This window comes from Geodermatophilus sp. SYSU D01036 (genome assembly GCF_054050435.1).
The window spans coordinates 75774-100636 of sequence record NZ_JBJGZJ010000001.1; the positions used below are offsets into that span (position 1 = coordinate 75774).

The 24863-nt window shown below is 75.9% G+C and carries 28 protein-coding genes; 14 read left to right on the forward strand and 14 right to left on the reverse strand.

What is annotated here, in order from left to right; genetic code table 11:
* The first annotated feature begins 10 nt into the window (after positions 1 to 10).
* Both ACI8AR_RS00435 and ACI8AR_RS00440 read left to right on the forward strand, forming a co-directional pair.
* Positions 11 to 943 carry an ATP-binding cassette domain-containing protein gene (locus ACI8AR_RS00435; RefSeq protein WP_457049208.1) on the forward strand — a complete coding sequence of 311 codons (933 nt, stop codon included), beginning with the start codon at positions 11 to 13 and terminating at the stop codon, positions 941 to 943.
* Positions 940 to 1728 (forward strand): ABC transporter permease, encoded by a 789-nt coding sequence (locus ACI8AR_RS00440; protein WP_457049209.1) that lies wholly within the window; start codon positions 940 to 942, stop codon positions 1726 to 1728. Before ACI8AR_RS00435 ends, ACI8AR_RS00440 begins: the two co-directional genes overlap by 4 nt.
* Positions 1729 to 1839: 111 nt before the next feature.
* Here ACI8AR_RS00440 and ACI8AR_RS00445 read toward each other — a convergent pair whose 3' ends face one another.
* The 4 genes from ACI8AR_RS00445 to ACI8AR_RS00460 all read right to left on the reverse strand — a co-directional run bounded on the left by ACI8AR_RS00445 (position 1840) and on the right by ACI8AR_RS00460 (position 6050).
* Positions 1840 to 3036 (reverse strand): acyl-CoA dehydrogenase family protein, encoded by a 1197-nt coding sequence (locus tag ACI8AR_RS00445; RefSeq protein WP_457049210.1) that lies wholly within the window; start codon positions 3034 to 3036, stop codon positions 1840 to 1842.
* Between the two features lie 158 nt (positions 3037 to 3194).
* Positions 3195 to 4151 carry an HpcH/HpaI aldolase/citrate lyase family protein gene (locus ACI8AR_RS00450; protein ID WP_457049211.1) on the reverse strand — a complete coding sequence of 319 codons (957 nt, stop codon included), beginning with the start codon at positions 4149 to 4151 and terminating at the stop codon, positions 3195 to 3197.
* A gap of 76 nt (positions 4152 to 4227) precedes the next feature.
* Positions 4228 to 5160 (reverse strand): DMT family transporter, encoded by a 933-nt coding sequence (locus ACI8AR_RS00455; RefSeq protein WP_457049212.1) that lies wholly within the window; start codon positions 5158 to 5160, stop codon positions 4228 to 4230.
* On the reverse strand, positions 5157 to 6050 hold the full coding sequence (locus ACI8AR_RS00460; protein WP_457049213.1) for a PhzF family phenazine biosynthesis protein: 894 nt from the start codon (positions 6048 to 6050) through the stop codon (positions 5157 to 5159). The genes ACI8AR_RS00455 and ACI8AR_RS00460 overlap by 4 nt, the downstream gene beginning before the upstream one ends.
* 25 nt (positions 6051 to 6075) lie before the next feature.
* On the opposite strand from ACI8AR_RS00460, the gene ACI8AR_RS00465 reads away from it, so the two are divergent.
* The 3 genes from ACI8AR_RS00465 to ACI8AR_RS00475 are packed head-to-tail and all read left to right on the forward strand — an operon-like array spanning position 6076 to position 8370.
* Positions 6076 to 7314, forward strand: a complete 1239-nt coding sequence (locus ACI8AR_RS00465) for a magnesium transporter MgtE N-terminal domain-containing protein (RefSeq protein ID WP_456937344.1) — start codon at positions 6076 to 6078, stop codon at positions 7312 to 7314.
* Positions 7307 to 7846, forward strand: coding sequence for a DUF1003 domain-containing protein (locus tag ACI8AR_RS00470; RefSeq protein ID WP_456926222.1), 540 nt, complete (start codon positions 7307 to 7309; stop codon positions 7844 to 7846). Before ACI8AR_RS00465 ends, ACI8AR_RS00470 begins: the two co-directional genes overlap by 8 nt.
* Positions 7847 to 7893: 47 nt before the next feature.
* The gene (locus tag ACI8AR_RS00475) at positions 7894 to 8370 is read left to right on the forward strand and encodes a methylated-DNA--[protein]-cysteine S-methyltransferase (RefSeq protein WP_457049214.1); all 477 of its coding nucleotides are present in this window, start codon (positions 7894 to 7896) and stop codon (positions 8368 to 8370) included.
* Positions 8371 to 8386: 16 nt separating this feature from the next.
* Here ACI8AR_RS00475 and ACI8AR_RS00480 read toward each other — a convergent pair whose 3' ends face one another.
* Together ACI8AR_RS00480 and ACI8AR_RS00485 are read right to left on the reverse strand one after the other, a co-directional pair.
* The gene (locus ACI8AR_RS00480) at positions 8387 to 8704 is read right to left on the reverse strand and encodes an AzlD domain-containing protein (RefSeq protein WP_457049215.1); all 318 of its coding nucleotides are present in this window, start codon (positions 8702 to 8704) and stop codon (positions 8387 to 8389) included.
* The gene (locus ACI8AR_RS00485; RefSeq protein ID WP_457049216.1) at positions 8701 to 9390 is read right to left on the reverse strand and encodes an AzlC family ABC transporter permease; all 690 of its coding nucleotides are present in this window, start codon (positions 9388 to 9390) and stop codon (positions 8701 to 8703) included. Before ACI8AR_RS00485 ends, ACI8AR_RS00480 begins: the two co-directional genes overlap by 4 nt.
* Positions 9391 to 9430: 40 nt before the next feature.
* On the opposite strand from ACI8AR_RS00485, the gene ACI8AR_RS00490 reads away from it, so the two are divergent.
* Together ACI8AR_RS00490 and ACI8AR_RS00495 are read left to right on the forward strand one after the other, a co-directional pair.
* Positions 9431 to 9751 (forward strand): hypothetical protein, encoded by a 321-nt coding sequence (locus tag ACI8AR_RS00490; RefSeq protein ID WP_457049217.1) that lies wholly within the window; start codon positions 9431 to 9433, stop codon positions 9749 to 9751.
* Between the two features lie 156 nt (positions 9752 to 9907).
* Positions 9908 to 11068 carry an Mrp/NBP35 family ATP-binding protein gene (locus ACI8AR_RS00495; RefSeq protein ID WP_456937348.1) on the forward strand — a complete coding sequence of 387 codons (1161 nt, stop codon included), beginning with the start codon at positions 9908 to 9910 and terminating at the stop codon, positions 11066 to 11068.
* A gap of 129 nt (positions 11069 to 11197) precedes the next feature.
* Here the strand turns inward: ACI8AR_RS00495 and ACI8AR_RS00500 are convergent, their stop codons facing one another.
* The 4 genes from ACI8AR_RS00500 to sigE form a co-directional block, all read right to left on the reverse strand.
* On the reverse strand, positions 11198 to 11584 hold the full coding sequence (locus ACI8AR_RS00500; RefSeq protein ID WP_457049218.1) for a twin-arginine translocase TatA/TatE family subunit: 387 nt from the start codon (positions 11582 to 11584) through the stop codon (positions 11198 to 11200).
* A 50-nt stretch (positions 11585 to 11634) separates the two neighbouring features.
* Entirely contained in the window at positions 11635 to 13260 is a 1626-nt protein-coding gene (locus ACI8AR_RS00505) for a S1C family serine protease (RefSeq protein ID WP_457049219.1), read from the reverse strand.
* Positions 13261 to 13362: 102 nt separating this feature from the next.
* Positions 13363 to 13935 carry a zf-HC2 domain-containing protein gene (locus ACI8AR_RS00510; protein WP_457049220.1) on the reverse strand — a complete coding sequence of 191 codons (573 nt, stop codon included), beginning with the start codon at positions 13933 to 13935 and terminating at the stop codon, positions 13363 to 13365.
* Complete coding sequence (sigE, locus tag ACI8AR_RS00515; RefSeq protein ID WP_387986193.1) at positions 13932 to 14531, reverse strand: RNA polymerase sigma factor SigE; 600 nt, start codon at positions 14529 to 14531, stop codon at positions 13932 to 13934. Before sigE ends, ACI8AR_RS00510 begins: the two co-directional genes overlap by 4 nt.
* 192 nt (positions 14532 to 14723) lie before the next feature.
* Here sigE and ACI8AR_RS00520 point away from each other — a divergent pair, with 192 nt between their 5' ends.
* Positions 14724 to 15374 (forward strand): O-methyltransferase, encoded by a 651-nt coding sequence (locus tag ACI8AR_RS00520; RefSeq protein WP_457049221.1) that lies wholly within the window; start codon positions 14724 to 14726, stop codon positions 15372 to 15374.
* Here the strand turns inward: ACI8AR_RS00520 and ACI8AR_RS00525 are convergent.
* Together ACI8AR_RS00525 and glgC are read right to left on the reverse strand one after the other, a co-directional pair.
* Positions 15371 to 15883: a 2'-5' RNA ligase family protein gene (locus tag ACI8AR_RS00525; RefSeq protein WP_457049222.1), complete on the reverse strand. Its 513-nt coding sequence runs from the start codon at positions 15881 to 15883 to the stop codon at positions 15371 to 15373. The two genes, ACI8AR_RS00520 and ACI8AR_RS00525, sit on opposite strands and share 4 nt — an antisense overlap.
* The gene (glgC, locus tag ACI8AR_RS00530) at positions 15880 to 17082 is read right to left on the reverse strand and encodes a glucose-1-phosphate adenylyltransferase (protein WP_457049223.1); all 1203 of its coding nucleotides are present in this window, start codon (positions 17080 to 17082) and stop codon (positions 15880 to 15882) included. Before glgC ends, ACI8AR_RS00525 begins: the two co-directional genes overlap by 4 nt.
* A 91-nt stretch (positions 17083 to 17173) precedes the next feature.
* Here glgC and glgA point away from each other — a divergent pair, with 91 nt between their 5' ends.
* From glgA to ACI8AR_RS00560, 6 genes are all read left to right on the forward strand, one after another.
* Positions 17174 to 18346, forward strand: a complete 1173-nt coding sequence (gene glgA / locus ACI8AR_RS00535) for a glycogen synthase (RefSeq protein ID WP_457049224.1) — start codon at positions 17174 to 17176, stop codon at positions 18344 to 18346.
* Positions 18347 to 18404: 58 nt separating this feature from the next.
* Positions 18405 to 19613 (forward strand): PP2C family protein-serine/threonine phosphatase, encoded by a 1209-nt coding sequence (locus ACI8AR_RS00540; RefSeq protein ID WP_457049225.1) that lies wholly within the window; start codon positions 18405 to 18407, stop codon positions 19611 to 19613.
* Positions 19610 to 20695: a hypothetical protein gene (locus tag ACI8AR_RS00545; RefSeq protein ID WP_457049226.1), complete on the forward strand. Its 1086-nt coding sequence runs from the start codon at positions 19610 to 19612 to the stop codon at positions 20693 to 20695. Before ACI8AR_RS00540 ends, ACI8AR_RS00545 begins: the two co-directional genes overlap by 4 nt.
* Positions 20696 to 20735: 40 nt before the next feature.
* Positions 20736 to 21470, forward strand: a complete 735-nt coding sequence (locus ACI8AR_RS00550) for a GAF domain-containing protein (RefSeq protein ID WP_457049227.1) — start codon at positions 20736 to 20738, stop codon at positions 21468 to 21470.
* A gap of 70 nt (positions 21471 to 21540) precedes the next feature.
* On the forward strand, positions 21541 to 22647 hold the full coding sequence (locus tag ACI8AR_RS00555) for a spore photoproduct lyase family protein (RefSeq protein WP_457049228.1): 1107 nt from the start codon (positions 21541 to 21543) through the stop codon (positions 22645 to 22647).
* Entirely contained in the window at positions 22647 to 23699 is a 1053-nt protein-coding gene (locus ACI8AR_RS00560; RefSeq protein ID WP_457049229.1) for an MsnO8 family LLM class oxidoreductase, read from the forward strand. The genes ACI8AR_RS00555 and ACI8AR_RS00560 overlap by 1 nt, the downstream gene beginning before the upstream one ends.
* Here the strand turns inward: ACI8AR_RS00560 and ACI8AR_RS00565 are convergent.
* Together ACI8AR_RS00565 and ACI8AR_RS00570 are read right to left on the reverse strand one after the other, a co-directional pair.
* Positions 23624 to 24298, reverse strand: a complete 675-nt coding sequence (locus tag ACI8AR_RS00565; RefSeq protein ID WP_457049230.1) for a DUF6766 family protein — start codon at positions 24296 to 24298, stop codon at positions 23624 to 23626. The genes ACI8AR_RS00560 and ACI8AR_RS00565 overlap by 76 nt on opposite strands.
* Positions 24299 to 24392: 94 nt before the next feature.
* The gene (locus ACI8AR_RS00570; RefSeq protein ID WP_457049231.1) at positions 24393 to 24776 is read right to left on the reverse strand and encodes a hypothetical protein; all 384 of its coding nucleotides are present in this window, start codon (positions 24774 to 24776) and stop codon (positions 24393 to 24395) included.
* Between the last annotated feature and the right edge of the window lie 87 nt (positions 24777 to 24863).

Here is a 24863-nt window from a genome sequence, read left to right on the forward strand (position 1 = left end):
GGGACCCGCCGTGATCTCCGTCCTCGGACTCCGCAAGGCCTTCGGCGCCACCGTCGTCCTCGACGGGCTGGACCTCACCGTTCCCGAGGGCACCGTCTACGCGCTGCTCGGCCCCAACGGGGCCGGCAAGACGACCACCGTCGACGTCCTGTCCACGCTCACCCCCGCCGACGCCGGGGAGGTCACCGTCGCCGGGTGCGACCTGGCGACCGACCCCGCCGGGGTGCGCGCCGCGATCGCGGTGACCGGCCAGTTCTCCGCCGTCGACGGACTGCTCACCGGCCGGGAGAACCTGCGCCTGATGGCCGACCTGCACCACCTGGGCCGCCGCGAGGGGCAGCGCCGCGCCGCGGCGCTGCTCGAGCGCTTCGACCTCGTCGAGGCCGCCGACCGGCTGCCGGCCACGTACTCCGGCGGCATGCGCCGCCGGCTGGACCTGGCGATGGGCCTGATGGGCGACCCGCGGGTGGTCGTCCTCGACGAGCCCACCACCGGGCTGGACCCGCGCAGCCGCCGGGCGACGTGGGACGTCGTCCGCGGGCTGGTCGCCGGGGGCGTCACCATCCTGCTCACCACGCAGTACCTGGAGGAGGCCGACCAGCTGGCCGACCGGATCGGCCTGCTCGACGGCGGCCGGCTGGTCGCCGAGGGCACCGCCGACGAGCTCAAGCGGCTGGTCCCCGGCGGGTCGGTGCGGCTGCGGTTCGCCGACGCCGCCGCGCTCGACCGGGCCGCCCGCGCCCTGGGCACCGGCACGGCCGACCCGGCGGCGCTCCAGCTGGAGGTGCCCTCCGACGGCGGCGTCGCGGCGCTGCGGTCGGTGCTCGCCCGCCTCGACGACGCCCGCGTCGACGTCGCCGGGCTCACCGTCGAGACCCCCGGTCTCGACGACGTCTTCCTGGCCCTCACCGGCCGCCCGGCTCCCGAGGAGGTGCCGGCGTGAGCCTCGGGACCACCCTGACCGACTGCGGCACGATGCTGCGCCGCGACCTGCGGCACGCGGTGCGCTACCCGTCGCTGACCCTGATCGTGGCCGCGGTCCCGATCGTGTTCCTGCTGCTGTTCGTCTACGTCCTCGGCGGCACGCTCGGCGCCGGGCTGGGCGGGCCGGCCGGCGGGCGCGCCGAGTACGTCACCTACGTGGTGCCCGGCGTGCTGCTGCTGGCGGTGACCGGCAGCGCGCAGGGCACAGCGATCGCGATGGCCATGGACATGACCGAGGGCATCGTCGCCCGCTTCCGGACCATGTCGATCGCCCGCGCGTCGGTGCTCACCGGGCACGTCCTCGGCGCCGTCGTCCAGACGCTGGTGGGCCTGGCCGTCGTCGTCGGGGTCGCCCTGCTGGTCGGCTTCCGGCCCGACGCCGGCGTCCTCGAGTGGCTCGCCGCCGTCGGCGTCCTGACCATGACGGCGTTCGCGCTGGCCTGGCTGGCGGTCGCGATGGGCCTGGCGACGAAGACCGTGGAGGGGGCCAGCAACCTGCCGATGCCGCTGATGCTGCTGCCCTTCCTCGCCAGCAGCTTCGTGCCGGTGGAGTCGATGCCGGCCGGGCTGCGGGAGTTCGCCGAGCACCAGCCGTTCACCCCGCTGACCGAGACGCTGCGCGGCCTGCTCACCGGCACCGCGATCGGGTCCAGCGCGTGGGTGGCGACGGCGTGGTGCGCCGGCATCGCGCTGGCCGGCTACCTGTGGGCGCGGCGGACCTACGAGCGCCGTCCGGCCCGCTGAACGCGCGAGCGGCCCGGGACCGAACCGGTCCCGGGCCGCGCGACGTCAGGTCGGCCCCCTGCAGGGTCCCGCCGCGAGCTCGCGAGCGGCGGGGGGCAGGGGGTCCTTCCCCTAGCGCTTGAGGCCGTACTCCTTGAGCAGGCCGCGGCTGATGATCGTCTTCTGGATCTCGCTGGTGCCCTCGCCGATGAGCAGGAACGGCGCCTCGCGCATGAGCCGCTCGATCTCGTACTCCTTGGAGTAGCCGTAGCCGCCGTGGATGCGGAAGGACTGCGTGGTCACCTCGGCGCAGTACTCGCTGGCGATGAGCTTGGCCATGCCGGCCTCGACGTCGTTGCGCTTGCCCGCGTCCTTGAGCCGGGCGGCGTTGACCATCATCAGGTGCGCGGCCTCGACCTTGGTGGCCATCTCGGCGAGCTGGAACGCGATCGCCTGGTGCTGGACGATCGGCTTGCCGAAGGTCTCCCGCTGCTGGGCGTACTCGACGGCCAGCTCGAACGCGCGGATGGAGATGCCGCAGGCGCGGGCGGCGACGTTGACCCGGCCGACCTCGACGCCGTCCATCATCTGGGCGAAGCCGCGGCCGGGCTCGCCGCCGAGGACCATGTCCGCGCCGATGCGGTAGCCGTCGAACACCAGCTCGGTGGTGTCGACGCCCTTGTAGCCCATCTTGTCGATCTTCCCGGGGATGGTCAGGCCCGGGGCGACGGTGCCGAAGCCGGCCGGCTTCTCGACCAGGAACGTCGTCAGGTTCTGGTGCGGCTTGTCGGCGCCCAGGTCGGTGCGCACCAGCGCGGCCACCAACGTGGAGGAGCCGCCGTTGGTCAGCCACATCTTCTGGCCGTCGATGACGTACCCGTCGCCGTCCTTGACCGCCTTGGTGCGGATGCCGGCGACGTCGGAGCCCAGCCCCGGCTCGGACATCGAGAAGGCGCCGCGGACCTCGCCGGTGGCCATGCGCGGGAGGAAGTGGTCCTTCTGCTCCTGCGTGCCGTGCTGGCGGATCATGTAGGCGACGATGAAGTGGGTGTTGATGACGCCGGAGACGCTCATCCACCCGCGGGCGATCTCCTCGACCACCAGCGCGTAGGTCAGCAGCGACTCCCCGAGGCCGCCGTACTCCTCGGGGATCATCAGCCCGAAGATGCCGAGCTCCTTGAGCCCGTCGACGATCTCCTGCGGGTACTCGTCGGCGTGCTCGAGCTCCTGCGCGTGCGGGATGATCTCCTTGTCCACGAAGCTCCTGACCGTCGACAGGATCTCCTGCTGGATGTCGGTCAGGTCGGCGGTCTGCGCCAGTCGGGCCACGTTCGCTCCTCCGGGACTCCGGTGTCCGTTTGCTACCGGGGAGTATGGGCGACCGCCCCGGACCCGTCGCCGTGTCCCCGGTCACCCCCGGACCGGTCACCACGGGAACGACGACGGCCCGCCCGGGAGTGCCCGGGCGGGCCGTGCGACGCGGGTGGCTAGGCGGCGTCGGGCGGGGTGAACGACGACGTGCGGCTCATGCCCGCGGCGCGCCCCTTGCCGGCGATGACCAGCGCCATCTTGCGGCTGGCCTCGTCGATCATCTCGTCGCCGAGCATGGCCGAGCCCTTCTTGCCGCCGGCCTCGGACGTGTACCAGTCGTAGGCGTCGAGGATGAGCTCGGCGTGGTCGTAGTCCTCCTGCGACGGCGCGTAGATCTCGTTGGCGGCGTCGATCTGGCCGGGGTGCAGCACCCACTTGCCGTCGAAGCCGAGCACCGCCGAGCGCTTGGCGACCTCCCGGAAGGCGTCCACGTCGCGGACCTGCAGGAAGGGGCCGTCGATGGCCTGCACGCCGCGGGCGCGGGCGGCCATGAGGATCTGCATGAGGATGTAGTGGAACGGGTCGCCCGGGTAGTCCGGGTGCAGGGCGCCGACCACCAGCGACTTCATGTTGATGCTGGCCATGAAGTCGGCCGGGCCGAAGATGATCGTCTCGATCCGCGGGCTGGCGAACGCGATGTCGTTGACGTTGATCAGGCCCTGCGCGGTCTCGATCTGCGCCTCGATGCCGATCCGTCCGACCTCCAGGCCGTTGGCCTTCTCGATCTGGGTGAGCAGGAAGTCCAGCGCCGCCACCTGGTGGGCGTCGACGACCTTCGGCAGCATGATGCAGTCGAGGTTCGCGCCGGCGCCCTCGACCACCTCGATGACGTCGCGGTAGGTCCACTCCGTCGTCCAGTCGTTGACCCGGACCGTGCGGATCTTCTCGCCCCAGCCGCCCTCGTTGAGCGCCGCGACGATGTTCTTGCGGGCACCCGGCTTGGCCAGCGGGGCGCAGGCGTCCTCGAGGTCCAGGAACACCTGGTCGGCCGGCAGGCCCTTCGCCTTCTCGAGGAAGCGCGGGTTGCTGCCCGGCACGGCGAGGTTGGAACGACGGGATCGGAGCTCGGCCACGGTGCCTCCGCTGTCTGATCGGGATCTTCGGCTACCGGAGGGTAACCAGGGGGTGGAAATGGCCATTTCTGCCGGGTCAGGTGACCGGCTCGACCGGCGTCTGCGGCCGCCCGGCCCGGACCACCAGCGCCACCCCCGCGACCACGGCGACCATCCCCGGCAGCGCGAGCAGCGGCGGCGTCTGGCCGAGCAGCACCAGCGCCACGAGCAGCGCGCCGGGCACCTCCAACAGCACCGCCAGTCCGACGACGGTGGGACCCACGCTGGACAGCACCAGGTTGAGCAGCGTGTGCCCGAGGATCTGCGCGCACACGGTGATCGCCAGGATCAGCCACCAGTCGCGGGCGGGGAACCCGGCGAGCGGGGTGGTGGTCACCAGCGCGGCGACGGCGAGCACGGCCGCGCAGGTGGAGTAGCAGACGACCGAGTACGCCGACGTCGCCAGGCGCGTGCGGGCGCGGGCCCCGGCGAGCATGTAGCCGCCGGCGCAGACCGCCCCGAGCAGCGCCAGCCCGTCCCCGGCCAGCGCCTCCAGGCTGACCGCGACGTCGACCCCGGCGATCAGCGCGGCACCGACGACGGCGAGCGCGAGCCCGGTCCACACCTGGGCGGGCAGCCGGACGCCGGACACCCGCGCGGCCAGCGCGGTCCAGATCGGCGTGGTGGTGACCAGCGCCGTCGACGCGGCGACCGTGGTCATCGACAGGCTGGGCAGCCAGGCGGCGAAGTGCGCGGCGAGGAACAGCCCGGCCACGACCGAGCTGCCCAGGTCCCGCGGCCGCAGCCCGGCGAGGGTGCCGCGCTCGCGGCCGAGCAGCACCGGCACCAGCAGCGCGGCGCCGGCGGCGTTCCGCCAGAACGCCAGCGCCAGGAACGACGCGCCGACCAGCGCGGTCAGCGGGCCGGAGAAGGAGACCCCGACGACGGCGACCGCCATGAGCGCGACGTCGCGGGAGCCCGGCCGGTGGACCGCCCACGGGGAGACGGCCGCCGTCGAGCCGGCGCTCACGGCACGCGGATGCGCCCGGCGGCCACCGGCACCACAGCCCCGGACACCGTGGCCGCCGTCGCCCGGCCGCCGTCGGCGGTGACCGTGCACGACAGCACCGACGGCCGGCCCATCGCCTCGCCCTGCCGGACGGTGTACGACGACGTCCCGTCCGGGGCGACCAGGCCGGTGGCGACCAGCCAGACGCCGGTGCCCAGGGCCGCCGAGCCGGTGGCCGGGTCCTCGCCCCAGCGCAGGTCGTTCGCGAAGACACGGGCGTACGCGGTCGAGCCGCCCCACGACAGCACCGAGACGCCCTCCCCCACGCCGAAGGCGGCCAGCGCGGCGGGGTCCGGGACGGCGCGGTCGACGACGTCCGGGTGCACGGCGAGGAACGCGAAGGGCAGGCCGCAGCCGGCGACGTGCGCGGGCAGCCCGACGACGTCGGCCGCCGACAGCCCCAGCGCCGCGGCCAGCGCCGCCGGGTCCGGGCCGTCCTCCAGCGTCGGCCGCCCGCCGGTGAGCGTCGCGCCGTCGCCGGTGACCTCGATCGGCAGGACGCCGGCGCCGCACTCCTGGTGCAGCGTGCCCGCGGCCAGCCGGCCGGTGCGCACCAGCGTGTGCGCGGCCCCGACGCTCGGGTGCCCGGCGAAGGGCAGCTCGGCGAACGGGGTGAAGATCCGGACCCGGTAGGAGGCGCCCGGCTCGGTCGGCGCGCAGAGGAACGAGGTCTCCGACAGCGCGAACTCGTTCGCGAGCGCCTGGCACTGCGCGGTGGTCAGCGCGTCGGCGTCGAACACCACCGCGAGCGGGTTGCCCGCGAACGCCCGGGGGGCGAACACGTCGACGACCTCGTACTCGACGGACGCGTGCTCGACGGACGCGTGGTCGACGGACCCGGGGCTCGCCACGACCCCGACGGTAGCCTCACCGAGTGTGAGCACGGTGACCAGGGCGTACGTCTCGCGGCTCGCCGGCCTGCCCGTCTTCGACCCCAACGGGGACCGGGTCGGGCGGCTGCGCGACGTCGTCGTGGCGCTGCGCGTGGGCACCGCCTCCCCCCGGGTGCTCGGCCTGGTCGTCGAGGTCGTGGCCCGCCGCCGCATCTTCGTGCCGATGGGCCGGGTGACCAGCATCGACCCGGGCGCGGTGGTGCTCGCCTCGGGCACGCTCAACCTCAAGCGCTTCGAGCAGCGGCGCGGCGAGACGCTGGTCCTCGGTGAGCTGCTGGACCGCACCGTGACCATCACGGAGTCGGGCCGGCCGGGCACCGTCGTCGACGCCGGGATCGAGCAGACCCGCACCGGCGAGTGGCAGGTCACCCGCCTCGCCGTGCAGGAGCCGGGCCGGCTCGGCCGCCGCGGGCAGCTGCACCAGCTGGCGTGGGACGAGGTCGCCGGGCTCGCGCTGCCGGAGAGCGGGCAGGGCGCCGAGACGCTGATCGCCACCTACCGCGAGCTGAACGCCGCCGACCTCGCGCACGCACTGCAGGACCTGCCGATCAAGCGGCGGCACGAGGTCGCCGAGGCCCTCGACGACGAGCGGCTGGCCGACGTGCTCGGCGAGCTGCCGGAGGCCGAGCAGGTCACGATCCTCGGCACGCTGGACGAGTCCCGGGCCGCCGACGTGCTCGAGGTCATGGACCCCGACGACGCCGCCGACGTGCTCGCCGAGCTGTCCAACGTCGACCGCAACCGGCTGCTCGAGCTGATGGAGCCCGACGAGGCCGAGCCGGTGCGCCAGCTGCTGCAGTACTCCGAGGACACCGCCGGCGGGATCATGACCAGCGAGCCGGTGATCCTCGCGCCGGACGCGACCATCGCCGAGGCGCTGGCCCGGGTGCGCGAGCCCGAGCTGACCCCGGCGCTGGCCAGCCAGGTGTACGTCTGCCGGCCGCCGTCGGCGACCCCGACCGGGCGCTACCTGGGCCTGGCGCACATCCAGCGGCTGCTGCGCGAGCCGCCGTCCAGCCTGGTGAGCGGGGTGCTCGACGACCTGGACCCGCTGCGGCCGGAGGCGCCGCTGGGCGAGGTCACCCGCTACTTCGCCACCTACAACCTGGTGGCCGCGCCGGTGGTCGACGACCGGGGCCGGCTGGTGGGCGCGGTGAGCGTCGACGACGTCCTCGACCACCTGCTGCCCGAGGACTGGCGCGAGCGGGCCCGCCGTGGCTGACGGCCGCCGCCTCGACGTCCCCCGCGGCTCGTCCCGCGGGATCACCGGCTACCTGCGGCTGGACCCCGACGCGGTCGGCCGCTTCGCCGAGGGGATCGCCCGCTTCCTCGGCACCGGGCGCTTCCTCGCCGTCCAGACGGTGATCGTGGTGCTCTGGATCGCCCTCAACGTCTTCGCCGTCCGGCTGCGCTGGGACCCCTACCCGTTCATCCTGCTCAACCTGGCCTTCTCCACCCAGGCCGCCTACGCCGCGCCGCTGATCCTGCTCGCGCAGAACCGGCAGGCCGACCGCGACCGCGTGCAGGCCGAGGAGGACCGCGCCCGCGCCGCGCAGACCCGCGCGGACACCGAGTACCTGGCCCGCGAGCTCGCCGCGCTGCGGGTGGCCATCGGCGAGCTCGCCACCCGCGACTTCATCCGCGGCGAGCTGGGCCGCCTCGCCGAGAGCCGCTCGCCCGAGGAGCGGGAGAAGAAGGTCAAGAAGAAGCCGAAGGACCCCGTCCAGCCGGCGCTCGCGGACCCGACGGCGTAGCGCACCGGGCCGCCCGGACCGTCGTCCCCCCGCGGCACACTGCCGGCATGCGCGCGCACGCGGTGGTGGCCTCCCCCATCGGGCCGCTGACCGTCGTCGCCGACGACGGCGTGCTCGGCCGGCTGTACCTCTCGCCACCCGGCCCGGAGGCCGACCTCGGCGCCCGGGACGACGCCGCGCTCGCCGACGTCACCGGCCAGCTCGGCGAGTACCTGGCCGGCGAGCGGGAGGCGTTCGACCTGTCCCTGCGCCCGCGCGGCAGCGACTTCGAGCTGGCCGTCTGGGAGCAGCTCACCCGCATCCCCTACGGCGCGACGACCACCTACGGCGCGGTGGCGCGGGCCGTCGGCGAGCCGGGCGGCGCGCAGGCCGTGGGCCTCGCGTGCGGGCGGAACCCGCTGGCGATCGTCGTCCCGTGCCACCGGGTGGTCGGCGCCGACGGCAGCCTGGTCGGCTTCGGCGGCGGGCTGTCCCGCAAGCGCTTCCTGCTCGACCTGGAGCAGCGGGACGCCCGGCTGTTCTGACCCGGCGCCCGCCGGGTCACCCTCCGGCGAGGTGGACCAGCGCGCCCGTGGCGCCGGCCAGCACGAGCACCACGACGAACGGCGCGCGCAGCGCGAGGGCGACCGCCGCGACCGCGACGCCGGCCAGCCGGCCGTCCACCACGAGGTCCTGCCCCGAGGTCAGGGTCTGCACCGCGACCAGCGCGGCCAGCAGCGCCGCGGGCACGAAGGTGACCAGGCGGGTCACCCACGGCCGCTCGACCCAGGCCGCGGGCACCGACAGCCCGGCCAGCTTGAGCAGGTAGCAGCCCAGCGACCCGACGACGACCACCGCCCACAGCGTCCCGCCGCTCACGCCGCCTCCGCCCGCGGCCGGCCGGCCAGCCCCACCGCCACGACGGCGGCCACCACCTGCACGCCCGGCGGCACGAACGGCGTCAGCGCCAGCGCCACCGCCGCGCCGCCCAGCGCCACCCGGCGGGCGACGCCCGGCTCCTCGGCGCCGGCGCGCAGCCGCGGCCACAGCAGCGCCAGGAACGCGGCCGGGACGACGGCGTCCAGCGCCGCCGCCGCGGTCTCCCCCAGCGCCCCGGCACCGAGCGCGCCGGCCAGCGTGGTGGCGTTCCACACCGTGAAGATCGACGCCCCGCCGGCGAGGAAGGCCAGCCGGGACAGGCCGCGGTCGGGGGCTGCCACGGCCAGCGCCGTCGTCTCGTCGATCACCCAGTGCGCCAGGCCCAGCCGGCGCAGCAGGCCGCGCGGGGCCAGCAGCGGCGCCAGGCGGACGCCGTAGACGGTGTTGCGGGTGCCCAGCAGCAGCGCGCTGCCGATCGCGGCCGCGCCCCCGCCGCCGGCGCCGAGGACGCCGACCAGCGCGAACTGCGAGGCGCCGGTGAACATCAGCAGCGACATGGTCAGTGCCTGCCAGGGGTCCAGGCCCGCGGCGTCGGCGGCCGCGCCGAAGGCGACGCCGTAGAGGCCGACCGCCACCCCGAGCCCGATCGCGTCGCGGAGGACGGCGGCACGGGCGGGAGCGGACACGTCGCCGCAGCCTACGGCCCGGCTGCGTACGGTCGGGCCCGTGACCGGAGGCACCGGCGACCGCCGGGGCGTGCTGCACGACGACCGGGGGCCGCAGGACACCTGGTCCGAGTGGGCCGCGCTGCCCGCCGCCGGCCTGCGCGTCGAGGGCCAGAGCCTGCGCGGGGACGACGTGCACGAGTCCGCCGTCGACGTCGGGCCCGGGCAGTTCCCCGCCCTGCTCGCCGCCCTCGGCGCACCCGCGGACGCCGACGTCCTGGACGCGCTCGCCGCCTGGTCCCGGGGCGGGGGCCGCGGGCTGGCCCGGTCCCTGCAGGACGCCGGCGTCGAGCACCGCCTCCGGAACCGCGTCGGCGGCTGACCGCCCCGCACGGACCACCGGGTGCGCAGCACATCACCTCCGCACCGGGCGGCACCCGGTGCCCACCGCCGTACAGTGGCAGGTGGACCGGAGTGCAGGTCGCCGCCGTGTGGTGCCGCGGACCGGGTCCCCCCGTCGAAGGAGACACAACCCCCCATGTCCGACACGCTGACCGGCTCGCCGGCGCTCGACGCCGTCAACGCCGCTCTGGCCACCGTCCAGGACCCGGAGATCAACCGTCCGCTGACCGACCTCGGGATGGTCAAGGACGTGCAGATCGGCGTCGGCGGCGACCCGGGCGCCGTGCGCGTCGAGGTCTACCTCACCGTCGCCGGCTGCCCGATGCGCGAGACGATCACCAACCGGGTGACCACCGCCGTCTCCGCCGTCCCCGGCGTGACGTCGGTGCAGGTCGGCCTGGACGTGATGAGCGACGAGCAGCGCGCCGAGCTGCGCCGCACCGTCCGCGGCACCGACGCGGCCGACCCCGTCATCCCCTTCGCCCAGCCGGGCTCGCTGACCCGCGTCTACGCGGTCGCGTCCGGCAAGGGCGGCGTCGGCAAGTCCAGCGTCACCGTCAACCTCGCCGCGGCGCTGGCCAAGCGGGGCCTGTCGGTCGGCGTCGTGGACGCCGACATCTACGGCCACTCGGTGCCGCGCATGCTGGGCGTCGACGACAAGCCGACCCAGGTCGACAACATGATCATGCCGCCGCAGTCGATGGGCGTGAAGGTCATCTCGATCGGCATGTTCACCCCGGGCAACACCCCGGTCGTGTGGCGCGGCCCGATGCTGCACCGCGCGCTGCAGCAGTTCCTCGCCGACGTCTGGTGGGGCGACCTCGACGTCCTGCTGCTGGACCTGCCGCCCGGCACCGGCGACGTGGCGATCTCCATCGCCCAGCTGCTGCCCAACGCCGAGATCCTCGTGGTGACCACGCCGCAGCAGGCCGCCGCCGAGGTGGCCGAGCGGGCCGGCGCGATCGCCACCCAGACCCACCAGCAGGTCGTGGGCGTCATCGAGAACATGTCGTGGCTCGAGCTGCCCGACGGCTCGCGCATGGAGGTCTTCGGCTCCGGCGGCGGCCAGGCGGTCTCCGACGCGCTGACCCGCCTGCTCGGCGCCAACGTGCCGCTGCTGGGTCAGATCCCGCTCGACACCCGCCTGCGGGAGGCCGGGGACGCCGGCGCGCCGATCGTGCTCGCCGACCCCGAGACCCCGGCCGCGAAGGCCCTGGCGAAGGTCGCCGACTCCCTCGCCGTCCGCCAGCGCGGGCTGTCGGGCATGTCGCTGGGGCTCACCCCCGTCCGCCGCTAGCGACCAGCTGGGACGGCCTCGGTGCAGGGGCCCGCGCCGAGCGTCAGCGAGGAGCGGGGGGCACCGAGGTCCTCCTTCGGAGGCCCGGTTCCCCCTCGGGGGGCCGGGCCTCCGTGCGTCTGAGGGCGGCTAGGTCGCGTCGACGTCGAACGGCGGCGGGACGCTCCGGTCGTGCTCGACGACGGCCGGGCGGGTGGCGGGCTTCACCAGGCTCGCCGCGGTCGCGCCCGCGGGGCCGGCGTCGCCGCGGCGCACCGGCGGGGCGTCGTCGTCGAACAGCTGCGCGCGGATGAACGTCTTCGGGTGGTACTTGCGCAGGTCCAGGTCGCGCAGGCCGGCGAGGTCGTCGCCGAGGGACTCGTCGACCTGGGCGCGCACCCCGGTGATCGCCTGCTTGACCTTCTTCAGCCCCGCCGCGGCGTCACGCGCCAGGGTGGGCAGCCGCTCGGGCCCGAAGATGAACAACGCGGCCAGCGCCAGGACGACGATCTCGCCCCAGCCGATCGAGTCGAACACGCGTCGCTCCCTCCTCCGCGGGTCCCAGGGTATTCGGTGCGGAGGTCCCGTCAGGCCTGGGCGAGGGTGGCCTGGACCGTCGTCGACGACCCGTTCCGGACCAGCTCGATGGTCACCGCGTCGCCGGGGTCGTGGGCGTCGACGGCGACGACGAGCTCCTCGGAGCTGCCCACCTCCTGGTCGTCGACGGCGATGACGACGTCCTGCTCCCGGATGCCGGCCTGGGCCGCGGGGCTGTCCGGCTCGACGTTGAGGACCAGCGCGCCGTCGCGGGTGCCGTCGGTGACCGACCGGGTGTTCACCCCGAGGGTCGCGTGCACCGCGCTGCCGGTGGCGATGAGCTGCTCCGCGACGTCGCGCGCGGTGTCGATCGGGATCGCGAAGCCCAGGCCGACGCTGCCGCCGCCCAGCGAGGCGATCGCGGTGTTGATGCCGATGACCGCGCCGGTCGCGTCGACCAGCGCGCCGCCGGAGTTGCCCGGGTTGATCGGCGCGTCGGTCTGCACCGCGCTGATCACGGCGTTGGTGTCGCTGCCCTCCCCGGCCAGCCGCACCGGCCGGTCGAGGGCGGAGACGATGCCGCTGGTGACCGTGCCGGCCAGGCCCAGCGGCGAGCCGATGGCCACCACCGGGTCGCCGACCACGACGTCGTCGGAGTCCCCGAGCGAGGCGGTGACCAGGCCGGGCTTCTCCACCTTGACGACGGCGATGTCGCTGGCCGGGTCGCGGCCGACGATGCGCGCGGCCGAGCCGCTGCCGTCGCTGAACACCGCCCGGATCTCCGCGCCGTCCACGCCGTCGGCGCCGGAGATGACGTGGTTGTTGGTGACGATGTAGCCGCCCTCGCCGTCGATGACGACGCCGGAGCCGGTCGCTCCGGCGTCGCCGATGCGCACCTCGATCGACACGACCGCCGGCGCCACCCGGCCGGCGATGTCGGACACCGACCCCGGCTCGCGGCTGATGCCCTCGTCGGTCTCCGACAGGGCGGTGCCCGGCGCCAGCAGCGGGGTCTCGCTCGCCTCGCGGGTGAGCAGGTAGCCCACGCCGCCGCCGAGCGCGCCGGCGAGCAGGACGGCGAGGACGACCAGCAGGGCCACCCGCACCGACAGGTCGCGCAGCCGCAGCTTCCTGCGGCCCTTCCGGTCGACGACGACCGGGCCCTCCTGCTCGGACTCCTCCTCGAACACCGCCGGGCCGGTGAGGCCGGCCGGCGCGTGCGGGTCGCGCCACGGGTCGCTCTTCGCGTCCGGCTTCCACCACGGCCCGGCCGAGGTGCGGCGGCGCCCGGGCCGCCCGCCGGGCGGCTCCTGCAGCCCGGCCTGCCCGGCCGGGGCGCGGAAGGCGCGCAGCACGGCCTCCGGCGGCGGCGGGGCCACCGGCCGCGGCGGCGGGGCCGGGCGGTCGCCGGCGAAGCTGCCCGGGACGGCGGCCGGGCGGCCGAACGCGGCGGCCTGGGCGGGGCTGGCCGGCGGCGGCGCCGGCACCGCGGCCGGACGCGGCCGCTCCGGCGGCGCGAAGGAGCCGGTGGCGCCGGCGGGACGGGCGAACACCGCGTCGTCGTCCCCCGCGCCGGCGGCCACCGGCGGGCGGACGACTGCCTCCACCGTGCGCTCACCCTCGCGGGGGGCGGGCTCGACGGGACCGGTCTCGCGGGCGTCGTCGGGTGCGGTCACGGGTTCAGGGTCCTCCCGGACCTGGCAGCGGACGTGGACTACGGGTGCCGGCGCGACGCTACCCGTCCGCGGGCTCGGGGGTCCGGGGTCAGGGCCCGGGAGTCACGGCGTGGCGCCCGGCCCGGACGACGGGCCGCTCAGCGTGCGGACCACCGGCGGCACGACCTCGGTGCGCTCGTCCGGCGAAGAGGAGCCGGCCACCGACGACGGCGTCCGGGTCACCCGCTCCCCCGGGTCCGGCAGGTTCAGCGCGAGGACCGCGACCCCGAGGCCCAGCCCGGCCAGCGTGCCGGCGACGCTGCGGCGCAGCCACCGCGCGTGGTGCGGCGACGCGGGACGGACCGGCGGGTCGTCGAGCGACACGGTCCAGCGGCCGGAGGACCCGGTGACGGTCAGCTCCCCCGCCGACGCGGTGACGGTGCCCAGCCCGCCGCCGCCGGGGACGTCGGCGGTGAACGGGATGGCGCACAGCCGGGAGAGCAGGTCGCCGGGCACGGCGACGTCGGCGGCGGAGTGCAGCGCGTCCTTGGCCTCGCGCTGGGCCTGCACGAGCATCCGGCACTCGGAGCAGCCGGCCAGGTGGCGGGCGGCGCGCGCGGCCGGGCCGCTGGCCAGCTCGCCGTCGACCAGCGCGGCGATCGCCTCCTGCGCCAGGTGGCTCTCCGGCAGGCTCATGCGGGAGCCCCCGGTGCCGGGACGCTGCGCGGAGCGAGGTGGGCGAGAGCCTGGCGCAGCTGCACGCGGCCGCGGTGGATGCGGCTGCGCACGGTGCCGAGCTTGATGCCGAGGGTCGCCGCGATCTCCTCGTAGGTCAGACCCTCGATGTCGCAGAGGACGACGGCCACGCGGAACTCCGGCGGCAGCGCGTCCAGCGCCGCCTGCACCTGCGGGTCGAGGTGGGTGTCGGCGTAGACCTGCTCGGGACTCGGCGCGGTGCCGGGCAGCCGCTCGGTGTCCTCCGGCAGCGCGTCGAACCGGATCCGCTGGCGGCGGCGGACCATGTCCAGGAACAGGTTCGTGGTGATGCGGTGCAGCCAGCCCTCGAAGGTGCCCGGCGAGAAGTCGGCCAGCGAGCGGAACACCCGGACGAACGTCTCCTGGGTGAGGTCCTCGGCGTCCTGGGCGTTGCCCGACAGGCGGTAGGCCAGCCGGTAGACGCGCGCCGAGTGGTCCCGCACGACCTGCTCCCAGGTCGGCGCCACCCACACCTCGCCGGCGCCGGACGCGGCCGACTGCTGGTCGGCGGCAGGGGGGACGGCGGCCTCGGGCACGTCCTCAGTATCGCGGACGCGCACGCTGCCGACCTCCCCCGCGGGATGGACGGGGACGGCGGCACGCTCGGGTGTCACGCCGGGACCAACGGCCGTGACGGCATTCCGTGTTCCCGTCGTCAGTTCTTGCCAGGTTCCTCACAGGAACGCCTCCCGGAACGCGGACCGCGGTCCCCTTACCCTCGGCCGGTGATGAGCGCCCAGGGACCGTCGCGCGCCGGCGGGACCGGCGCAGCCGCCTGGTCCGACCGCTACGCCACCGAGGACCCCGTCCTCGCCGCGGCGCGCGCCCGGGCCGCGGCGCTCGGCGGCCCGCCCCCGCCCGGCCCGGCCGCCGGCGCCACCCTCGCCGTCCTCGCGGCCGGCGCCCGCGCGGTCGTGTCGATCGGCAGCGGCGGCGGGGTGGTCGGCCTGTGGCTGCTGCGCGGCATGCGGCCCGACGGCGTCCTCACCGCCCTCGACGCCGACCCCGAGCAGCTGCGCGGGGCGCGGCGGGCGTTCTCCGAGGCCGGCGTCCCGCCGGGCCGGACCCGGCTGATCTTCGGCACCCCGGGCGAGGTGCTGCCCCGCCTGTCCCCCGGCGCCTACGACCTGGTGGTCTGCGCGGGCCGGCCGACCGAGTACGCCCCGCACCTGGGCGCGCTGCTCGCGCTGGTGCGCACCGGCGGGACGCTGGCCTGCCACGGCCTGCTGGACGGGGACCGCATCGGCGACCGCGCCGCCCGCGACCCGGACACCGTCGCCTGGCGCGACCTCGCCCACAACGTCCGCGAGGACGAGGGGCTGACCTCCGCCGTCCTGCCGATCGGCGCCGGCCTGCTGGTGGCCACCCGCCGCGCCTAGCCGGTGAACGGGTGCTCGGCCAGCGGCTCCCACGGGCCGCCGAGGTAGCGCCACAGCCCCAGCCCGCGGGCGGGTGCCTCCCCGGGGACGAACTCCGCGGCCAGCCGGTCGCGCAGCGCCCGGGCGACGGCGGGCTCCACCTTGTTCTGCACGGTGACGTGCGCCGACAGCCGCCGGCGGTCCTGCCGGGTCAGCCACGGGTCGAACTCCGCGGCCAGCCCCGCGTGCAGGGCCGACAGCTCCGGCGCGGCCAGCCGGTAGGCGACCCCGCGGCCGAGCAACTGCAGCCCGGTCACGGCGACGGCGAACGGCGGCCGGGCGGCGGCCGCGGCCAGGGCGGCGTCGACGTCGTCGCGCCGGTCGCCCGGGAGGGCGTGGAACAGCGTGACGTGCGCGGCCAGGTGGTTCCGCCCGGCCGGGAAGTGCTCGGCGCGCAGCCGGTCGAACCGCGCCTGCGCCTCCGCCCCGAGCAGCAGCGTCACCACCAGCGGCGCCGCGCCGCCGCTCACACCAGAGCGCGGGCGCCCTTGCCGAGGACGGTCACGCCGCCGGCACTCACGTGGTAGCGCTCGCGGTCGGCGTCGGAGTCCACCCCGATCCGCGCCCACGCCGGGACGACGACGTTCTTGTCGAGGATCGCCCGCCGGACGTAGGCGCCCTCGCCGATCTGGACGCCGTCCATGAGCACGCTGTCCTCGACCCGCGCGCCCCGCTCGACCCGCACGCCGGGCGAGACGACCGAGCTGTGCACCGACCCGCCGCCGATGATCGCGCCGGCGCTGACCATCGACTCCTCGGCCCGCCCGCCGAGCACGAACTTCGCCGGGGGCTGCTGCGGGGGCAGGGTGAGGATCGGCCACCGGTCGTTGTAGAGGTTGAACACCGGGGTGACCGACACCAGGTCCATGTGGGCGTCGAAGTAGGAGTCGATCGTCCCGACGTCGCGCCAGTAGCCGTGGTCGCGCTCGGTGGCCCCGGGGACGATGTTGGTGGAGAAGTCGTAGACGTAGGCGTCACCGGTCTCGGCGAGCATCGGCATGATCGAGCCGCCCATGTCGTGCGCCGAGTCGGCGTCCTCCGCGTCCGCGCGCAGCGCCTCGAGCAGCGCGTCGGTGGTGAAGACGTAGTTGCCCATGGAGGCGAAGGACTCCTCCGGGCTGTCGGGCAGGCCCGGCGGGTCGGCCGGCTTCTCGAGGAAGCCGCGCACCTTGCCGTCGGCGCCGGCGTCGATGACGCCGAACCCGGTGGCCTCGCGCCGCGGCACCCGCAGCCCCGCGATGGTCACCCCGGCGCCGGTCTGCAGGTGCTGGTCGATCATCTGCGCCGGGTCCATGCGGTAGACGTGGTCGGCGCCGAACACCACGACGACGTCCGGGCGCGCGTCGTAGATGAGGTTGAGGCTCTGGAAGATCGCGTCGGCGCTGCCGGTGTACCAGCGCGGCCCGAGCCGCTGCTGCGCCGGCACCGGGGTGATGTAGTTGCCGAGCATCTGCGACAGCCGCCACGTCGTGGTGATGTGCCGGTCGAGGCTGTGGCTCTTGTACTGGGTGAGCACGGCGATCTGCCGGACGTCGGCGTTCACCAGGTTGGACAGCACGAAGTCGATGAGCCGGTAGTTGCCGCCGAAGGGCACCGCCGGCTTCGCGCGGTCCTGGGTCAGGGGCGCGAGCCGCTTGCCCTCACCACCGGCCAGGACGATGCCGAGCACTCGAGGACCGCCACGCATGGAGGGAACGTAGCCGCTGCACGGGTCCGCCGTCGCCCCGCCTCCGCACTCCCCGCCCCCTAGGGTGACCGCCGTGCGGATCGGCATCGTCACCCGTGAGTGGCCCCCCGACGTCTACGGCGGTGCGGGGGTGCACGTCGAGCACCTCGTCGCGGCCCTGCGCTCGCTGCCCGCGGGCCCGGACCTGGAGGTGCACGCCTTCGGCGGCCCCCGGCCCGACGCCCGCGGCTGGGCGGTGCCGCCGGGCCTGGCCCAGGCCAACGGCGCGCTGCAGGCGCTGGGCACCGACGTCGAGATCGCCGCGGCGCTGGCCGGGGTGGACCTCGTGCACAGCCACACCTGGTACGCCAACGGCGCCGGCCTGCTGGCCGCGCTCGTGCACGGGGTGCCGCACGTGGTCACCGCGCACTCGCTGGAGCCGCGGCGGCCGTGGAAGGCCGACCAGCTCGGCGGCGGCTACCGGCTGTCGTCCTGGGTGGAGCGCACCGCCTACCTCGCCGCGGACGCCGTCATCGCGGTGAGCCACGGCATGCGCGCCGACGTCCTCGACGCCTACCCCGACCTCGACCCGGCCCGGGTGCACGTCGTCGGCAACGGCGTGGACGCCGAGGCCTACAGGCCGACGCCGGCGCCCGACGTCGTCCGCTCGCTCGGGGTCGACCCCGACCGGCCCTACGCGCTGTTCGTCGGCCGGATCACCCGGCAGAAGGGCGTCGTCCACCTGCTGCGGGCGGCCGAGCAGCTGCCGGCCGACGCCGGGCTGGTGCTGTGCGCCGGCGCCGCCGACACCCCGGCCGAGCGGCAGCAGGTCGCCGACGCCGTGGCCGAGCTGCAGGCCCGGCGGCCGGGCGTCGTCTGGATCGAGGCGATGCTGCCGCGGGAGCAGCTGGTGCCGCTGATCACCGGGGCGACGGTGTTCGTCGTCCCCTCGGTCTACGAGCCGCTGGGCATCGTGAACCTGGAGGCCGCCGCCTGCGGCACCGCGGTGGTGGCCAGCGCCGTCGGCGGGATCCCCGAGGTCGTGGCCGACGGCGTCACCGGGCTGCTGGTCCCCTACGACCCGGCCGACCCGGCCGCCTTCGAGGCCGGGCTGGCCGCGCGCATCACCGAGCTGCTGGCCGACCCGACCCGGGCCGCGGCGATGGGCGCCGCGGGTCGCGAGCGGGTGCTGTCGGAGTTCGGCTGGCCGGCGATCGCCCAGCAGACGGTCGGCGTCTACAAGGCCGTCCTCGACGGCCGGGGCTGATCCCCCCGCGGCCCGCTCCCCGCGCCCGCCACGGGCCGGGATGCGATCCTGACCCGTCGTGGCCACCGATCCGCGCCCGTCCCAGCGGGACCCCGTCCGGGCGCTCATCCGTGCGTCGCACCACCTGTCCGCCGACGAGCTCGGCGCCGTCGTCGCGGCGCAGGCGCGGCGGCTGGGCGTCCGCGGGGCGGTCGTCTACCTCGCCGACTACGCCCAGCACGCCCTGCTGCCGCTGCCCGGCGAGGGCGTGCCCGCCCGGCAGGAGCTGACCATCGACGGGTCGGTGGCCGGGCGCGCGTTCCGCCGGGTCGAGCCGGTCCACGCCCCGGCCGGCGACGGGCCGGCCAGCCTGTGGGTGCCCCTGCTCGACGGCGCCGAGCGGATCGGCGTGGTCGAGTACGTGCTCGACCGCGACCCGACGCCGGAGCTCGAGGACGACGCGCGGTCGTTCACCTCGCTGGTCGCCGAGCTGGTCGTCACCCGCGACGCCTACAGCGACCTGTTCGCCCGGCTGCGGCGGCGGCGTGAGCTGACGCTGGCCGCGGAGATCCAGTGGGAGCTGCTGCCGCCGCTGACCTACGCGAGCGACCGCGTCGTCATCACCGGCGCGCTCGAGCCGAGCTACGACATCGGCGGGGACACCTTCGACTACGCGGTCAACGGCGCGGTGGTGGACCTGGCCGTGCTCGACGCCGTCGGCCACGGCCTGCCCGCCGCCCTGCTGACCACCGCCGCCGTCGGCGCCTACCGGCACGCCCGGCGCGCGGGCCTCGACCTCCCGGCGGTCGCGGCCGCGATGGACGCCGTCGTCGCCGGCCAGTTCGCCGGCAGCCGGTTCGCCACCGCGGCCGTCGCCCGGCTCGACCTCGACACCGGGCTGCTCGCCTGGGTGAACTGCGGGCACCCCGACCCGATCGTCGTGCGCGACGGCGCCCTGATCCGGCCGCCGGCCTGCCCGCCCGCGCGCCCGCTGGGGCTGCTCGCGGCGGCGCCCGCGGTGTGCCGGATGCAGCTGCGCCCCGGGGACCGCGTGCTGCTCTACACCGACGGCGTCGTCGAGGCGCGCTCGCCCGACGGCGCGTTCTTCGGCGAGGACCGGCTCGCGGACCTGGTCGTGCGCGCCGAGCTGGCCGGCGACCCGCCGCCGGAGACGATGCGCCGGCTCATGGGCAGCGTCATGCAGCACCAGGACGGCCGGCTGCAGGACGACGCGAGCATCGTCATGGTCGAGTGGCAGACCGGGCACGAGGAGCGCTTGAGGCTGTGAGCACGGCACCGGAAGGACCCCTGACCGGCGAGGCGGCGGGTCCGGCCGACGTCGTCGTGGGGCTGGTCGCCGCCCCCGGCGCGCCCGTGGAGGTGGCCGACGAGCTGGCCGCCGACCTGGCCGGCGCGCTGCGCGAGCGGCACCCCGACGTCGGGTGGGACGTCCGCGTGGTCGAGGACGGGCTGGTCCAGCCGCCGGCCGACGACGCGGAGATCGTCGCCGCGGCGCGCGACCGGCTGCTGTCGGAGGAGTGGGACCTCGCCGTCGTCGTCACCGACCTGCCGCTGTCGGTCGACCGGCGCACCGTCGTCGCGCACGCCAGCCCGGTGCACGGCGTCGCGGTGCTGTCCCTGCCGGCCCTGGGAGCGGTCGGCCGGCGCCGCCGCGCGCTGCAGACGACGGTCGGTCTGGTCCGCACGCTGCTCGGCGACGCCGAGGGCGACGACGACCCGGCCGCGCTGCGCCGCCGGGTGCGCGAGCTGGCCACCGACCCGGCCGACACCGCCGACGGCGTCCGGTTCACCGCGCGGGTGCTCACGGGCAACCTGCGGCTGCTGGTCGGCATGGTGCGCGCCAACCGGCCGTGGCGGCTGACCATCCAGCTGTCCCGCGCGCTGACGGCGGCGGTCGCGGCCGGCGTCTTCGCCCTGGTGACCGCCGACATCTGGCGGCTGGCCGACCGGTTCGGCTGGCTGCGGCTGTCCACCGTCGGGCTGGGCTCGGTGGTGGCCATCTGCGCGACGCTGGTCGTCGGCGCGGAGCTGTGGGAGCGGGCCCGCTCGCGCCGGGTGCGCAAGCAGGTGGCGCTGTTCAACCTGGCCACCGTCGCGACCGTGGTCATCGGGGTGCTCACCCTCTACGCCGCGCTGTTCGCCCTCGCGCTGGCCGGCTCGCTGCTGCTGGTGCCGTCGGCGCTGTTCGCCGAGGGGCTGGGGCACCCGGCCGCGATCGGCGACTACCTCGAGCTGGCCTGGCTGACCAGCTCGCTGGCGACGGTCGGCGGGGCGCTGGGCGCGGGCCTGGAGGACGACGACGCCGTCCGCGGGGCGGCGTACGCGCACCGGCCGGACGCGGCCGGGTGACCGGGATGGCCCCGGTGCCCGCACGGGGCGAGGATGACGTGTGACCATCTCCACGCGGTTCGCCGCCGCGCTGGACGCCGAGGCCGCCGGGAGCCCCGGGTCGGCCGAGCTGCTGCCGGTCCGCCTGACCCGGGCCTGCGTCACCACCCTGGGGGTCGACGCCGCGGGGTTGTCGGTCGTCGACGGGTCCGGCTCGCGTATCCCGCTCGGGGCGAGCACCACCGAGGCCGCGTGCGCCGAGCGCCTGCAGTTCACCGTCGGCGGGGGGCCGTGCTGGGAGGCCCAGGAGACCCGGCAGCCGGTGTTCGCGCTGCTGGACGACCTGCGGCGCCGCTGGATGCCCTTCGCCGACCTGCTCACCGCGCAGACGCCGTTCCGCGCGGTGGTCGCCCTCCCGCTGCGCGAGGACCTCGCCGGCGCCGGCGCGCTGGACCTGTACTTCACCGACGAGGCCGCCGTGCCGGGGCTCGACGTCTTCGCGGCGATGGCCGTCGGCGAGATGGTCACCGCGGCGCTCAGCGACGCCGCCGTCTGGTCGGACTGGCCGGCCGAGCGCGGCCCCGACTGGCTGCACGGTCCCGAGGCGCGCCGGCGGGCCGCGGTGCTGCGGGCCGCGGGCCGGGCGGCGATGGCGCTGGACACCGACCCGGCCACCGCGCTGGACCTGCTGCGCGCCGAGGCCTACGCCGGGGGGCGCGCCGTGGAGGACGTCGCCGAGGACCTCGAGCAGGGCCGGCTCGACGTGCGCGAGCTCGCCCCGAACTGGCACCGCTGACCCGCACCGTGTGACCGTCCCCGCAGGTCAGGGGCGGAATCCGGGCCCGCGCGCGTGCGCTGCACCCTGCGTGACCGCAGCGCCCCCGCCGTCCGCCGTGTCCGCGCCCGTCCCCTCCCCCACGCGCCTGCTCGACGTCCGCACCGTCTACGCCGAGCCGGCCGCCCTGGACTCCGCCCGCGGCCGTGAGGTGCTCGCCCGCTTCCCCGGCGCGGAGGTCGTCGAGGTGCCGTCGCACTGGCGGATCCCGGAGCTGCACGGCAACGAGGGCAACGTGGACCGCTGGGTGCGGGTGAAGACCGAGACGCTGGTGCTCGGCGTGAAGAAGTCGCTCACCGCCCGCCCGAACGGCCGGTCGGCCGACTGGATCGCCCCCTCGACGGCGAACGGCTGCGCGATGGCCTGCGCCTACTGCTACGTGCCGCGGCAGAAGGGCTACGCCAACCCGATCACCGTCTTCACCAACATCGAGCAGATCACCGGCTACCTGCGCCGGCACGTCGCCCGGCAGGGCACGAAGACGGTGCCCGACCAGTGCGACCCGGTCAGCTGGGTCTACGACATCGGCGAGAACAGCGACTGCTCGGTCGACGCGCTGGTCAGCGACAACGTCGCCGACCTGGTCGCCACCTTCCGCGAGCTGCCCACCGCCAAGGCGTCGTTCGCCACCAAGTACGTCAACCGGCAGCTGCTCGACCTCGACCCGCGGCGCCGCACCCGCATCCGGTTCTCGCTCATGCCCGACGCCGACTCGAGGGTCATCGACGTGCGCACCAGCCGGGTCGCCGAGCGGGTCGCCGCCGTCGACGACTTCGTCGAGGCCGGGTACGAGGTGCACCTCAACCTCTCGCCGGTGGTGCTGCGCGACGGATGGGAGGCCGACTGGGCGCAGCTGCTGCGGCAGCTCGACGACACCCTCTCCCCCGCGGCCAAGGACCAGGCGGCCGCCGAGGTGATCATGCTGACCCACAACCGGGACCTGCACCAGGTCAACCTCGGCTGGCACCCGAAGGCCGAGGACCTGCTGTGGCGGCCGGACCTGCAGCAGCCCAAGCGCAGCCAGAACGGCCAGTGGAACGTGCGCTACCGCAACGACGTCAAGTGGGCCGGCGTCGAGCGGCTGCGGGCGCTCGTCGCGGCCCACGCCCCCTGGCTGCGCGTGCGGTACGCGTTCTGATGCGGCTCTCGCTCCTCGACCGGTCGCGCACCCGCGCCGGCGAGCCGGACGCGGCGGCGCTGCGTGGCACCGTCGAGCGGGCGGTGTCCGCCGAGCGGCTGGGCTACGGGCGGTTCTGGGTCGCCGAGCACCACGGCGTGCCCGGCATCGCCGGCGCCGCTCCCGCGGTGCTGCTGGCCGCGGTCGCCGGCCGGACGACGACGATCCGGCTGGGCTCGGCCGGCGTCATGCTGCCGCACCACCAGCCGCTCGTCGTCGCCGAGCAGTTCGCCACCCTCACCGCGTTCGCGCCCGGCCGCGCCGACCTCGGGCTGGGTCGCTCACCGGGCTTCACCCCGCCCGTGCGCCGGGCGCTGCGGGAGACCGAGCGCGACTTCGCCGCCGACCTCGCCGAGCTGCGTGCCCACCTCACCGGGACCGCGGAGATCACGATGCACCCGCGCCCGGTCGGCGACGTGCCGATGTGGGTGCTGGCCACCGGCTCCGGGCTGGACGTCGCCGCGGCGCTCGGCCTGCCGGTCGTCGTCGGCGGCCCGCTGCTCGGGGTGGCCGGCGACCCGGAGCCGGGTCAGGCGGCGCTGGCCCGCTACCGCCGGGCCTACCGGCCCTCGGAGCAGGCGCCGGAGCCGGAGGTCGCGATCAGCCTGGACGTGCTCGTCGCCGACACCGCGGCCGAGGCCGCCGACCTGCTGCTGCCCGAGGCGTGGGCGATGGCGCAGGCGCGCACCGCCGGCGTCTTCCCGCCGCTGGAGCCGGTGGCCGTGGCGCGGGCGGCGGCGATGACGGCGGTGCAGCGGCGGCACGCCGAGCGGACGGCGGCCACGGCGGTCGCCGGCACCGCCCCGCAGGTGGCCGCGCGGCTGGCGGAGCTCGCCGAACGCACCGGTGCGACCGAGCTGGTCGCCGCGGGCAGCACGCACGACCGCGCGGCGCTGGCCGCCTCCGACGCGGCGCTGGCCGGACTGCTGGGCGCGGCTCAGCCGGTGGCGCCGGTGTCCGAGTGGGACGCGCCGACCGGCTTGGACTCCGGCGACCCCCGCTGGCGCAGGTAGACGGCGAACACCGCCATCGAGCCGACGGCGAGCGTCTCCGACTGCCAGTTCTGGAAGCTGCGGTTCCAGAAGTCGGCGTGGCCGAGGTAGGCCACCCAGCTGACCGGGTCGGCGTGCGACTGCAGCTGCTCGCTGTTGTACGCCGCCCAGCCGGCCACCGAGGTCGCCGCCCAGGTGAGCAGGAAGATGCCGGCGAACAGCAGGCCCAGGGACCGGGAGAACAGCGCGCCGCGCCAGCCGCCCACCCGCGCCCACGCCGGGGAGTCGTCGCGGGCGTGCGCCCCCGTCCGCTGGGCCTCGTCGCTCTCGGTGCCGACGTCGTCCGGCTCCTTGGACTCCGGCGACCCGCGCTGCACCAGCCAGACGGTGGCGAACACGTAGAGGAAGAACTGCAGGTACTCCGACTGCCAGTTCTCCATGACGTCGACGGCGAACGACGACGAGGTCACGTAGTGCACCAGGGTGACCGGGGCCAGGCCCTCGGCCTGCCGGTCCTCGCTCACCTGCGCCGCCCCCGCGACCGCCTGACCGACGAGGCTGAGCAGGAACAGCAGGCCGAAGCCCAGGCTCAGCGAGTTCTCCCGGACGAACCGCCGCACGCCCCTCACCGCCCGAGCAGGGCGAGGACCAGGCAGTAGGCCACGCCGCCGAAGACGGTCAGCAGGTAGACCACGAACACCCCGCGCACGGATCTCACGAGCCCTCCACCAGGCAGTCGTAGCGCCCCTCGCCGGCCGCCTCGCAGCCGGCCGCGGCCACCTCCCAGCCGTCGGGCGTGCGGGTGAGGAACAGCGTGTCGTCGGTGAGCCGCACCTGGGCCTCCTGACCCCAGACCTGCGCGGAGACGACGCCGCCGGTGCCGAGCGGGAGCTCCCCGAGCGCCACGGGGCAGCCGGTCGGCTCCTCGTGCTCCAGCGTCCGCACCACCGCGGCGGTGAGCAGGTCGCAGCGGGTGGCGGGGTCGGCCGCCGCGAAGTCCCGGGCCACCCGCTCGACGTCGGGCAGGTGCGCGTCCGAGCACCCGGCCAGCAGGGCCAGGGCCGCCAGGGCCGCCGTCGAGCACACCGCCGTCCGCACGGGTCGTCCTCCCGTCGTGCTCCCGCGTCGGCTCCGCAGGTGGACCGATCGTGGGACCGGGAGCCGGACCCCGCCACCCCGGGTGAT

Coding starts and splice junctions, on each gene's coding strand:
- ACI8AR_RS00475 (WP_457049214.1), top strand. CDS start 7,894: ATGCGCGCGCACGCGGTGGTGGCCTCCCCCATCGGGCCGCTGACCGTC.
- ACI8AR_RS00495 (WP_456937348.1), top strand. CDS start 9,908: ATGTCCGACACGCTGACCGGCTCGCCGGCGCTCGACGCCGTCAACGCC.
- ACI8AR_RS00510 (WP_457049220.1), bottom strand. CDS start 13,935: ATGAGCCTGCCGGAGAGCCACCTGGCGCAGGAGGCGATCGCCGCGCTG.
- ACI8AR_RS00520 (WP_457049221.1), top strand. CDS start 14,724: ATGAGCGCCCAGGGACCGTCGCGCGCCGGCGGGACCGGCGCAGCCGCC.
- ACI8AR_RS00560 (WP_457049229.1), top strand. CDS start 22,647: ATGCGGCTCTCGCTCCTCGACCGGTCGCGCACCCGCGCCGGCGAGCCG.